This is a genomic window from Burkholderia sp. Ac-20345, assembly GCF_017104825.1.
Classification (GTDB): Bacteria; Pseudomonadota; Gammaproteobacteria; order Burkholderiales; family Burkholderiaceae; genus Burkholderia; species Burkholderia lata_B.
In genome coordinates, this window is record NZ_JAAGPO010000072.1 from 1 (window position 1) to 12824 (window position 12824).

Genomic DNA, 12824 nt, shown 5'->3' on the forward strand with positions numbered 1-12824 from the left:
TCACGCGCTGGATGCGATCCGCGTGTGCGTGACGGACAGGCTGGGCCGCGAATGGGCGCCCGACGAAAGCGATGCGGAGAAGGTGCTGCAGCGGACCGTGCGCGAAGTGCCGCTGCCCGAGCCGCAACCGGTTTCACCCGACGTGCAACAGGCCGCGTCCGGCGACGTGTCGCAGACCGGCTCCGCAGCAACCGCAGCGGCAGCGATGCCGAACGCCCACGCGTGGCGCGATGCCGAGGTCACGAGCCGCGACGACGTGCACATCGGTCTCGACAAGATGTGCCGCTATTTCGAGCAGCACGAGCCGAGCCATCCCGCGCCGTTGCTGCTGCGGCGCGCCCAGCGGCTGCTCACGCTCGACTTCTACGAAATCATCCGCGATCTCGCGCCGGAGAGCCTGCCGAAGCTGGACCTGCTGAGCGGCGAGCGAAGCGAATGAAACGAACGAAAGGCGCCGCCATGCGGGCGGCGGCGACGGACTGCGCAACCTGATCGATGTGAAGGAGTGGACGATGACGGACAGAACCAAGGCGGCGGGCAGCGGACAGAAGTTCATCGCGCGCAATCGGGCCCCGCGCGTGCAGATCGAGTACGACGTCGAGACCTACGGCGCCGAACGCAAGGTGCAATTGCCGTTCGTGATGGGCGTGATTTCGGACCTGGCGGGCAAGCGTGCCGAGCCGCTTCCCGACCTGCCGGAGCGCAAGTTTCTCGAGATCGACGTCGACAACTTCGACGAGCGGATGAAATCGGTCGCACCGCGCGTCGCGTTCCAGGTGCCGAACACGCTGACCGGAGAGGGGATGCTCAACGTCGACATGACGTTCGAGCAGATCGACGATTTCTCGCCGGCCGCGATCGCACGCAACGTCGACGCGCTGCGCCGGCTGCTGGAAGCGCGCACCGAGCTGTCGAACCTGCTGTCGTACATGGACGGCAAGCACGGCGCCGAGCAGCTGATCGAGCGCGCGATCAACGATCCCGACCTGCTGAAGACCCTCGTGCGCAACCCGCACGAGCCCGCGCAGGGCGACGACGCGACCCAACCGGAGGCCCGCGATGAATGATCCCGTCCAATCCCGCGTCGACGCGCGCGAGGCCGCGCAACCTGCGTTTGTGCACGACGAATTCGCCGCGCTGCTGCAGAAGGAGTTCAAGCCGAAGACGGCCGAGGCGCGCGAGTCGGTCGAGCGCGCGGTGCGCACGCTCGCGCAGCAGGCGCTCGAACATACGGTCGGCATGACGACCGATGCGTACGGCAGCGTGAAGCAGATCATCGCGGAGATCGACCGCAAGCTGTCCGAGCAGATCAACCAGATCCTCCATCACAACGAGTTCCAGACGCTCGAAGGCGCGTGGCGCGGGCTGCATTACCTCGTCACGCACACCGAGACCGACGAGCTGCTGAAGATCAAGGCGCTGCCGGCGTCGCGCAACGAGGTCGCGCGGATGCTGAAACGCTACAAGGGCGTCGCCTGGGACCAGAGCCCGTTGTTCCGCAAGATCTACGAAGAGGAATACGGGCAGTTCGGCGGCGAGCCGTTCGGCTGCCTCGTCGGCGACTTCCATTTCAACCACAGCCCGCCCGACGTCGAGATGCTCGGCGAGCTGTCGAAGATCGCGGCGGCCGCGCACGCACCGTTCATCGCGGGCGCGTCGCCGGAACTGATGCAGATGGATTCGTGGCAGGAGCTGTCGAACCCGCGCGACCTGACGAAGATCTTCCAGAACACCGAATACGCGGCGTGGCGCAGCCTGCGGCAGTCGGAGGATTCGCGCTACGTCGGCCTCGCGATGCCGCGCTTTCTCGCGCGGCTGCCGTACGGCGCACGCACCAACCCGGTCGACGAATTCGACTTCGAGGAAGACACCGACGCCGCGAACCACGACCGCTATACGTGGGCGAACTCGGCATACGCGATGGCCGCAAACATCAACCGCTCGTTCAAGCAGTTCGGCTGGTGTTCGTCGATCCGCGGCGTCGAATCGGGCGGGGCGGTCGAAGGGCTGCCGAGCCACACGTTCCCGACCGACGACGGCGGTGTCGACCAGAAATGCCCGACCGAGATCGCGATCAGCGACCGCCGCGAGGCCGAGCTCGCGAAGAACGGCTTCATGCCGTTCGTGCACCGGAAGAACTCGGATTTCGCGGCGTTCATCGGCGCGCAGTCGCTGTACCAGCCGGCCGAGTACCACGATCCCGACGCAACGGCGAACGCGCGACTGTCCGGCCGCCTGCCGTACCTGTTCGCGTGCTGCCGCTTCGCGCATTACCTGAAGTGCATCGTGCGCGACAAGATCGGCTCGTTCCGCGAACGCGACGACATGGAGCGCTGGCTGAACGACTGGATCATGAACTACGTCGACGGCGACCCCATCAATTCGTCGCAGGAAACCAAGGCGCGCAAGCCGCTCGCGGCCGCGCAGGTGGTCGTCGACGAGGTCGAGGACAACCCCGGCTATTACACGTCGAAATTCTTCCTGCGGCCGCACTACCAGCTCGAAGGGCTCACGGTGTCGCTGCGCCTCATCTCGCGGCTGCCGACCGCGAAGGCGGCCAACGAGTGAGCGGCGGAGCAGGCAACGATCGGCATTCAACGCGGCATTCATCCTGACATCGCACTGAAACGGAGACGGCAATGGGCGTGGCAATGTTTATGAAGGTGGACGGCGTGACCGGCGAATCGGCGGACGCCCAGCACAAGGGCTGGACCGACATCCAGTCGTTCACGTGGGGCGCGAGCCAGCCGGGCGCGATGGCGAGCGGCAGCGGCGGCAACGCGGGCAAGGCGAGCTTCAACGATCTCGTCGTCGCCGCGTACATGGACAAGGGCGCGCCCGCGATCATCAAGAATTGCGCGAACGGCAAGCACCTTTCGACGGTCGAGATATCCGCCTGCAAGACGGGCGGCACGCAGGTCGAGTTCATGCGCGTGACGCTGCAGGAAGTGCTCGTCACGTCCGCGCAGGTCGCGGGCATCGATCCGGGCGACGTCGCCGACCGGCTGATGATGCACTACGGCTTCCAGGCCGCGAAGGTGAAGAAGCAGTACTGGCAGCAGAACGACAACGGCGGCAAGGGCGCGGAGGTGACCGTCGGCTGGAACATCAAGGAAAACACCGAGATGTGACGGCGCGGAGACGACCATGGACGACCCGCGAACCCGCGACGGCCGGGAGGGCAGCCTGCGCGATCGGCTCCAGCCCGCGCTGCTCGACCGGCTCACCGACGACACGCCGCAGCGCGCGACCGAAGCGCCCGGCGCGCAGTGGATCGGCACCGAACGCCTACGCGCGGCCGTGCTGCGCGATCTCGCGTGGCTGCTCAACACGCGCAACGCGGAGGACGGCTTCGTCGACTGGTCGGCGTTCCCGCGCGCGCAGGCGTCGGTGCTCAACTACGGGATGCGGCCGCTCGTCGGCAAGCCGATGTCGGGCGTCGAGCGGATGTCGGTCGAGGCGTCGATCCGTGACGCGATCATCCGCTTCGAGCCGCGCATCGCGCCCGACAGCGTCGACGTCCGCAGCGTGATCGACGCGGCCGGCGGCCGCGCCGGCGAACGACGCCACAACGTGCTGCTGTTCGAGATTCGCGGCACGCTGTGGTCGATCCCGCATCCGCTCGAATTCGTGCTGCGCTCCGACCTCGATCTCGAGACGGGCGCGATGTCGCTGCAATCGGTGGCGGGGGCCTGACGCGATGGATACGCGCCTGCTCGACTACTACAACCGCGAACTCGCGTACCTGCGCGAGCTCGGCGGCGAATTCGCGCAGCAGTTCCCGAAAGTAGCCGCGCGGCTGCGGCTCAATGAATCGGGGCCGCCCGACCCGTACGTCGAGCGGCTGCTCGAAGGCTTCAGCTTCCTCACCGCGCGCGTACAGCTCAAGATGGACGCCGAGTTTCCGCGCTTCACGCAGGCGCTGCTCGATGCGGTGTATCCCGGCTATATCGCGCCGCTGCCGTCGATGGCGATCGTGCGGTTCGCGCCGATGCTGAACGAAGGCAGCCTCGCGCAAGGCTGGCGGCTGCCGGCCGGCACCGCGCTGCGCGCGCGTCCGGCCGCGTCCGAGCAGACCGCATGCGAATTCCGCACCGCGCACGACCTGACGCTGTGGCCGCTCGAACTGACCGATGCGACCGTCACCGGTGCGCCGTCGTGGCTGCCGCGTGGCGCCGTCGTCGCGCGACAGGACGTGCGCGGCGCACTGCGCATCCGGCTGAAGGCGCGCGGTGGCGCCAAACTTGCCCAGTTGCCGCTCGACCGGCTGACGTTCCATCTCGCGGGCCCCGAGCGCGACGCGCTGCACCTGCTCGAACTGATCGCCGCGCATGCGCTCGGCGTCGTGTGCCACGATCCGGTGCAGCCGCCGCGCTGGCTGCATACGCTCGACGCGGACGAGATCGTCCACGAAGGCTTCGATCCCGCACAGGCGATCCTGCCCGACGACGGCCGAAGCTTCCACGGCTACCGGCTGCTGCGCGAGTATTTCGCGTTCCCGGCGCGCTTCCTGTTCTTCAGCATCGGCGGGCTGCGTGCCGCGCTCGCGCGCGCGACCGGCGACGAATTCGAGCTGACCGTGCTGTTCGACCGCCACGATGCGGCACTCGAAGCGGCCGTCAGCGCGAAACACCTCGCGCTCAACTGCACGCCGGCCGTGAACCTGTTCGCGCGCCGCGCCGACCGCATTCCGCTGCAACCGGGCGCGCGTGAGCACCATGTCGTCGTCGATCGCAGCCGGCCGCTCGACTACGAGGTCTATGCGGTGCAGCGGCTCGCAAGCGAGCAGCGCGACGACGGCCAGTCGCGCGAATTCCGGCCGTTTCATGCGTCGTTCGCGCGCGACGACGGCAATCACGGCGCGTACTACACGGTGCGGCGCGAACCGAGGCTCGTTTCCGCACAGGGGCGCGCAAGCGGCACGCGCACCGGCTACGTCGGCAGTGAAACCTACGTGTCGCTCGTCGACAGCCAGTGCGCGCCGTACGACGAGACGATGCGCTACCTGGCGGCCGACACGCTGTGCACGAACCGTGATCTCGTGCTGCTGCAGCCGCCCGGCGACGCGAACACGTTCACGCTGCGCGTATCGGCCCCGGTCGAAAGCATCGTCGCGATCCGCGGCCCGTCGCGGCCGCGCCCGCCGATCGCTGACGCGCAAACCGCGTGGCGGCTGATCCGCCATCTCGGGCTCGCACGCCACACGCTGACCGATCTCGACGACGAAGAAGGCGCGCATGCGCTGCGCGAACTGCTCGGCCTGCATGCCGATCCGGCCGACGCCGCGATGCGCCGGCAGATCGACGGCGTGTTGCGCGTGGCGTTCTCGCCGGTATTCCGCCGGCTGCCGGCGTCCGGCCCGCTGATGTTCGGGCGCGGCGTGCAGGTCGACGTGACCGTCGACGACCATGCATTCTCCGGCGACAGCCCGTTCCTGCTCGGCGCGGTGCTCGAACAGTTCTTCGCGCGCCACGTGTCGATCAACGCATTCGCCGAATGCGTGCTGACCAGCGCACAGCGCGGCACGCTCGCACACTGGCCAGCGCGCATCGGCAGGCGGCCCGCGATATGAAGCGCGACATGACACCGGGTGCCGGGCCCGCCGCAGAAGCCGCACGCCGCGACGCGTGGTGGGCCCGCCTGCGCACCGCACCACACGGTTACGACCTGTTCCAGGCGCTTCGGTGGCTCGATGCGCTGTCGCCCGGCCGTGCGCCGCTGGGCCATGCCACGCGGCCGCGCGATGAACCCGTGCGGCTCGGGCAGCAGCCGTCGCTCGCGTTCGCGGCGTCGATGCTGGCCGGCGTGAGCGACGAGGGCAGCGGCATGCCGCCGCGCATCGCGATCCACGGGTTCGGGCTGTTCGGCCCGAACGGGCCGCTGCCGACGCACCTGACCGAATACGCGCACGAACGCGCGGCGCAGCACGACGACCCGACGTTCGCCGCGTTCGCCGACCTGTTCCATCACCGGCTGATCCTGCTGTTCTACCGCGCGTGGGCCGACGCGCAGCCGACCGTGAGCCTCGATCGCCCGGAGCGCGCACGGTTCGACGGCTATGTCGCGAGCCTGATCGGGCGGGCGGCGAATGGCGACAGGCCGGCCGCGCAAGCGGGCACCGACGCCGACACGCTTGCACCGCATGCGCGCTATTTCCATGCGGGCCATCTCGTACGGCACACGCGCAACCCGGAAGGGCTCGTGCAGATCCTGCGCCGGCATTTTGGTGTCGAGGCCCGCATCGTCGAGCACGTGCCGCAGTGGGTCGCGATCGAACGTTCGCAGCGCTGCACGATCCGCGCGACGCGGCCGACGTTGCGGGTCGGCGCCGTCGCGCTCGGCGTCGCGGTGCGCGATGCGCAGTCGCGCTTCCGAATCGTGCTCGGCCCGCTGTCGCTCGACGCGTACCGCCGCTTCCTGCCGGGCGGCCCGCATGCCCGGCAGCTCGCGCAATGGGTGCGCGAATACGTCGGCATCGAGTTCGACTGGGACGTGCAGCTCGAACTCGCGGCCGATGCGGTGCCGACGATCGCGCTCGGCGCGCCGCAAGGCATCGGCCGCACCGCGTGGCTCGGGCAGCGGCTCGATCCGGGCCCCGCGCGTGACCTTGTCGTCCGCTACGACGTGCGGCACGGTAGCGCCCCCCTTCATCGCGAAACCGTCTAAACGGGAACCGTCATGTCCGATATCGGCCGCGCCAACCTGTTCGGAAAACTGAATCCGTTTCTCTACGAGACGCTCGAGCAGGCGACCGGCTTCTGCCGGCTGCGCGGCAATCCGTACGTCGAGCTCGTGCACTGGTTCAAGCAGATGCTGCAGCGGCCCGACGGCGACCTGCAACGCGTGCTGCGCCACTTCGGGATCGATGACGCCGCGCTCGACCGCGGGCTGGTTGCCGCGCTCGACAAGCTGCCGCGTGGCGCGGGCTCGGTGTCGGATCTGTCCGTGCATATCGACGATGCCGTCGAGCGCGCATGGGTGTACGCGACGCTGAAGTACGACGCGACGCGCATTCGCGGCGCGGTGCTGCTGCTCGCGATCCTGAAAACGCCGCAGTTGCGCAACGTGCTGGTGGCGATCACGCGCGAATTCGAGCGCATCGTGCCGGACGTGCTCGCCGACGCGCTCGAGTCGATCGTCGAAGGCTCGCCGGAGGCACCACCGGCCGGGCAGGCGGTGCCGGGCGGCGATATGGCGATGCGCGGCGCGACCACCGCCGCCACCGACGGCTCTGCGCTTGCGCGTTTCGCCGTCGACCTGACTGCCCGCGCGCGGGCCGGCGAGATCGATCCGGTGATCGGGCGCGATCCGGAGATTCGCCAGATCGTCGACATCCTGCTGCGGCGCCGGCAGAACAACCCGCTGCTGGTCGGTGAGGCAGGCGTCGGCAAGACGGCCGTCGCGGAAGGCTTCGCGCTGCGGATCGCCGCCGGCGACGTGCCGCCGTCGCTGCGCGACGTCGCGCTGTACCTGCTCGACATCGGGCTGCTGCAGGCCGGCGCGAGCGTGAAAGGCGAGTTCGAGAGCCGGTTGCGCGGCGTGATCGATGAGGCGATGTCGTCCGAGCGGCCCGCGATCCTGTTCATCGACGAAGTTCACATGCTCGTCGGCGCGGGCGGGGCCGCCGGCACCGGCGACGCCGCGAACCTGCTGAAACCCGCGCTCGCGCGCGGCCTGCTGCGCACGATCGGTGCGACCACGTGGTCCGAGTACAAGCAGTACATCGAGAAGGACCCGGCGCTCACGCGGCGTTTCCAGCTCGTGCACGTGCACGAACCGGAAGAAGCGGCCGCGCTGACGATGCTGCGAGGCCTCGCCGGAAAGCTCGAGGCCCACCACCGCGTGCTCGTGCTCGACGACGCGCTGCAGGCAGCCGTCACGCTGTCGCACCGTTACATTCCGGCCCGCCAGCTGCCGGACAAGGCGATCAGCCTGCTCGATACGGCCTGTGCGCGTGTCGCCGTCAGCCAGCACGCGGTGCCCGCGCCAATCGAAGATGCGCGCCGCCGGATCGACAGCCTGCGCGTCGAACAGGAGCGGATCGGACGCGAATGCGCGCTCGGCACCGGCGATACCGCGCGGCGCGATGCAATCGAGCACGACATTGCCGCCGCCCGGACCGAACTCGACCGGCTCGACACGCGCTGGCAGACCGAACGCGACGCATTGACCGCGATCGCCGATGCCCGCGCATTGCTGCTCGACGACGATCCGTCGCATGCGCTCGACGCCGACGCGCGCACCGCGGCACAAACCCGTCTGTCGGCCGCGCAGCAGGCGCTCGCCGACTTGCAGGGCGACGCGCCGCTCGTGCTGCCCGCCGTCGACACGCACGCGGTGGCCGCCGTCGTGGCCGACTGGACCGGCATTCCGCTCGGCCGCATGGTGCGCGACGAAACGCAGGCCGTGCTGAAGCTCGCCGATACGCTCGGCGAACGCGTCGTCGGCCAGAAGCACGCGGTCGAGCTGATCGCCGAGCGCATCCAGACTGCGCGCGCCAAGCTGGACGATCCGAAGAAACCGCATGGCGTGTTCCTGCTGTGCGGGCCGTCCGGCGTCGGCAAGACCGAGACCGCGCTCGCGCTGGCCGACACGCTGTACGGCGGCGAACACAACGCGATCACCATCAACATGAGCGAGTTCCAGGAAGCGCATACCGTGTCGACGCTGAAAGGCGCGCCGCCCGGCTATGTGGGCTACGGGCAGGGCGGAGTGCTCACCGAGGCCGTGCGCCGCCGCCCGTACAGCGTCGTGCTGCTCGACGAGATCGAGAAGGCACACCGCGATGTGCACGAGATTTTCTTCCAGGTATTCGACAAGGGCTGGATGGAGGACGGCGAAGGGCGCGACATCGATTTCCGGCATACGGTGATCCTGCTGACCTCGAACGTCGGCGCCGATCGCGTGATGCAGCTGTGCCGCGATCCCGAGCGCCTGCCTGACGTGCAGACGCTCGCCGATGCGCTACGTGCGCCGCTGCTCGACGTGTTTCCCGCCGCGCTGCTCGGCCGGTTGACCGTCGTGCCGTACTACCCGCTCACCGACGCGACACTCGCGCGGATCGTCGCACTGCAGTTGCGGCGGATCGAGCAGCGGATCGACGCGCATCACGGCATCCGGCTGCGCTGCACCGACGCGGCGACCGCGCTGGTCGTCGAGCGTTGCCGGACGATCGAATCCGGCGGCCGGATGGTCGACGCGATTCTCACGCACACCGTGATGCCGCGCATCGGCCGCGCGATCCTGCAGGCCACGCTCGAGGGCCGCACGCTGTCGTCGATCGAGCTGAGCGCAGACGACGGTGAGTTCGCGTACCGGTTCGACGAGGAGGAAACGACTTGAATCGCGTATTCACACTCGACAGCCCGCACGGCGACGACCTCAAGTTCCATACGCTCGACGGCAGCGACGAACTCGGACGCCTGTTCGAATTCCGGATCGAGGCGCTTGCCGACAGTCACAGCCTGTCGCTGAAGGACATGCTCGGCAAGCCCGTGACGGTCCGGATCGAACAGCAGGACCTGTCGACCCGCTACCTGAACGGGATCGTTGCGCGCGCATCGCTCGCCGGGCGACGCGCCGAGCGGTACTACGGCTACGAGCTGATCGTGCGCCCGTGGCTGTGGCTCGCTACGCGCCGCTCCGATTGCCGGATCTTCCAGAACAAGACCGTGCCCGAGATCGTGCAGGAGGTGCTGTCGACGTACGGCTTTCCGATCGAGAACCACCTCGCCGAATCGTATGTGCCGCGCGACTATTGCGTGCAGTACAACGAGACCGATGCCGCGTTCGTGTCGCGGCTGATGGAGTTCGAGGGGATCTACTTCTGGTTCCGGCACGCGGAGGACACGCATACGCTGATGCTCGGCGACGCGATGTCGTCGCACACCGTGCTGCCCGGCTACGAGACGATTCCGTACATCGCACGCGACCGCACCGCGATCGCCGACGAGGAGCACATCGACGGCTGGCTGCCCGCGCAGGAGGTGAGCGTCGGCCGGCACCAGACCACCGACTACGACTATACGAAGCCGCGCGCCGATCTTTCGTCGCAGAAGGTCGATCCGCGTGGGCATGATCACGACAGCTTTGCGTCGTTTGAATGGCCGGGCGGCTATCGCGACGATGCACCCGGTGCGCATTACAGCCGCGTGCGGCTCGAGGAACAGCAGGCCGAACATGAACGGGCGAGCGCCGATACCGACGTGCGGGGTGCCTCGCCCGGTTATTTGTTCACGCTCGAACACTGCCCGCGCGCGGACCAGAACCGCGAGTACCTGATCGTGCGGTGCCAGTACCGTTTTCAGGAGAACGCGTATGCGAGCGATCCGGGCGCGGAGGCGGTCGTGCATCAGACGATGATGCTCGTGCAGCCGTCGAGCCTGCCTTACCGGTCGCCGCGCGAGACGCCGCGGCCGCGCACCAACGGGCCGCAGACCGCCACTGTGGTCGGGCCGCCGGGGGAAGAAATCTGGACCGATCAGTATGGGCGCGTGAAGCTGCAGTTCCGCTGGGATCGGTACGGGCAGAGCAATCAGGATTCGTCGTGCTGGGTGCGGGTGTCAAGTCCCTGGGCTGGGGGCGGGTTCGGGGGCGTGCAGATTCCGCGGGTGGGCGATGAGGTGGTGGTCGACTTCCTGAATGGCGATCCGGATGAGCCGATCGTGACCGGGCGGGTTTTCAACGGCGAAAAGATGCCGCCGTGGGGGCTGCCCGGGAGTGCGACGCAGAGCGGGTTGCTGTCGCGGTCGTCGCCGGGCGGGACGACCGACCATGCAAATGCGTTCCGGTTCGAAGACAAGAAGGGCGCCGAGCAGCTGTGGATGCACGCGGAAAGGAATTTCGATGCGGAGACGGAAGCCGATCACACGCTGTCGGTCGGGAACAACCATACGCATACGGTCGGGAACGACGAAACGATGCAGGTGAAGAACAACCGGCAACGGAGCGTGGGGCAGAACGAGACGGTGAATATCGGGCAGAACAGGGTGGCGCAGATTGGCGTGGATGAGACGCATGGGGTGGGGGGGAATCGGACGCGGACGGTCGGGAAGAACGAAACCGTGACCATCGCGGCGAATCGTGACGCGACCATCGGTGGCGTGCATACCGAGACGGTCGCGAAAGGCAAGACCGAAACGATCGGCGAAGCCAAGACGCTGAACGTCGGACAGATGTATCAGACGACGTCGCAGGACATGAAAACGCTGGTTGCGTCGGCGCACACCGAAGAGATCGGCACGCGAACGTCGACGATCGCGAACGCGCACACGCACACGGTCGGCGGCGAACACACGGTCAACGTCGGTGCGAACCATACGACGAACGTGCAACATCAGGTGTTCGTCAACGCCGGCGATCAGCTTTCGCTCGTCTGCGGGATGTCCAGCATCGTGATGAAAAGCGATGGCACGATCACGATCCAGGGCGTCAATGTCGCATCGACCGGCACGAATACGCACAGTGTGAACGGCAAGACGGTGACGTCGTCGGCGACCGCGGAGCACACGGTCGAAGGCGCCGTCCTGAAACTGAATCCGTGACGGAGGTCCGCGCGAATGCAGAACTGGCAGCCGACCAATCCGGTGGAGCGCAGGTTCATGGACGCGCACACGGACTGGATGAGTTTCGCGAAAAAGCAGGACGCGCGATTGATGATCTGGCAGACCGACGAGACGGATGCGGAACTCGTGCGGCTGTATTTCCAGGTTCAGGATGAAACGTCGTGCGCGGTCAGAACGATGCGGGCGTCGTTCGTCAACGAATCGGGTTTTGCGAAGGCGCTGACGGACGAGCTCATTGCGTTCTACAACAGCCGGCGTGAGGCGTCCCATGCGCAGGGCATACGTGCTGATTGGCAGGCGCCGTACGACGACGGCAAGAATCCCGTGCTGTATCTGTTCGCGGTGACCGACAGCCTGATGCAGCACCATCCGGACGTTTTCCCGGCGATGGTATTCGTGCTGGAGCCGGTGAAAGTGCGGGATGACTCGGCATGGGTGCGATGGATGGACGATTTGCTGTCGATCATTGCGGTCGCACCGCAGCTTGCCGAGCGTGTGCGCTTTGTCGTACCTCGTATCAAGATCGAGCCATTCACAGCATTGATGCAACGGCATCGGGCAGCGGTGCGCGTCGTGCAAGGCAAGTATTCGATGGCGAGCGTGCCGCGTGAACTGCTGGCGGAATCGGGCGAGCGCGGGCCGAGCGGCGAGTTTCGACGGCATTTCGTGATGCTGACCGAGATGATCGAAGGCGGTAATCCTTCTCGGCTGGAGGAACTGCGTGCCGCGGCGCTGAAGGTGGCTGAGCGCGAGCAGTGGTTCGATCAATGCGTTGTCGTGCACCTGATTGCGGGGGCCGCGTATCTGAAATGGCGTGATCGGGAGAAGGCGATCGATGCGTATCGGAGCGCTGCCAGCAGCGGCATGCGTGCAGTCGAGGCAGGGCATCCGGCGGGGCACAAGCTCGTGGCGAACGGGTTGTTCGGCGAGGCGAGCGTGCATCTGACGCACAAGGACTATGCGCACTCGGCTTATTGCTACGAGCGTGCGGCGGCGTCGACTACGGCGGCGAAGGACGGACTGATGACGGTCGAGGCCTGGCGGATGAGTGCGGTGTGCTGGGAGCGGGCAGGGGAGCGCGAGCATGCACTCGAGGCCGGGTTCAATGCGCTCGATGCAGGGTTGATGATCGACGAGCCGATGCGGGCGAACAGCAATCTGCCGATGGTTGTCGAGTGGATGGTGTCGCAGCTGGGTGTACAGGACCGGCGGCGCAACGCGTTGAGCGAAAAGGTCGCGGCGTTGCGTAGTGGGCGCTGA

At 67.4% G+C, this 12824-nt stretch carries 9 protein-coding genes and 1 pseudogene; all 10 read left to right on the plus strand.

Translation table 11 applies throughout. The features are described from left to right. Positions 1 to 439, plus strand: a pseudogene (locus G3O06_RS24540) (type VI secretion system protein TssA); the annotation flags it as partial. A gap of 73 nt (positions 440 to 512) precedes the next feature. Further along, entirely contained in the window at positions 513 to 1067 is a 555-nt protein-coding gene (gene tssB / locus G3O06_RS24545) for a type VI secretion system contractile sheath small subunit (RefSeq protein ID WP_205817780.1), read from the plus strand. Then, the gene (gene tssC, locus G3O06_RS24550; RefSeq protein WP_174969985.1) at positions 1060 to 2568 is read left to right on the plus strand and encodes a type VI secretion system contractile sheath large subunit; all 1509 of its coding nucleotides are present in this window, start codon (positions 1060 to 1062) and stop codon (positions 2566 to 2568) included. The genes tssB and tssC overlap by 8 nt, the downstream gene beginning before the upstream one ends. A 71-nt stretch (positions 2569 to 2639) precedes the next feature. Beyond that, positions 2640 to 3131, plus strand: a complete 492-nt coding sequence (locus tag G3O06_RS24555; protein WP_011355189.1) for a type VI secretion system tube protein Hcp — start codon at positions 2640 to 2642, stop codon at positions 3129 to 3131. A gap of 16 nt (positions 3132 to 3147) precedes the next feature. Further along, a complete protein-coding gene (gene tssE / locus G3O06_RS24560) occupies positions 3148 to 3696 on the plus strand; it encodes a type VI secretion system baseplate subunit TssE (protein WP_174913982.1) in 549 nt (182 codons plus the stop codon). A gap of 4 nt (positions 3697 to 3700) precedes the next feature. Further along, positions 3701 to 5572, plus strand: coding sequence for a type VI secretion system baseplate subunit TssF (gene tssF, locus G3O06_RS24565; RefSeq protein WP_205817781.1), 1872 nt, complete (start codon positions 3701 to 3703; stop codon positions 5570 to 5572). Next, the gene (gene tssG, locus G3O06_RS24570; RefSeq protein ID WP_205817782.1) at positions 5569 to 6666 is read left to right on the plus strand and encodes a type VI secretion system baseplate subunit TssG; all 1098 of its coding nucleotides are present in this window, start codon (positions 5569 to 5571) and stop codon (positions 6664 to 6666) included. The genes tssF and tssG overlap by 4 nt, the downstream gene beginning before the upstream one ends. A gap of 12 nt (positions 6667 to 6678) precedes the next feature. Continuing rightward, complete coding sequence (tssH, locus tag G3O06_RS24575; protein ID WP_205817783.1) at positions 6679 to 9342, plus strand: type VI secretion system ATPase TssH; 2664 nt, start codon at positions 6679 to 6681, stop codon at positions 9340 to 9342. Continuing rightward, complete coding sequence (gene tssI, locus G3O06_RS24580) at positions 9339 to 11543, plus strand: type VI secretion system tip protein VgrG (protein WP_205817784.1); 2205 nt, start codon at positions 9339 to 9341, stop codon at positions 11541 to 11543. Before tssH ends, tssI begins: the two co-directional genes overlap by 4 nt. A gap of 15 nt (positions 11544 to 11558) precedes the next feature. Next, complete coding sequence (locus G3O06_RS24585; RefSeq protein ID WP_205817785.1) at positions 11559 to 12824, plus strand: hypothetical protein; 1266 nt, start codon at positions 11559 to 11561, stop codon at positions 12822 to 12824.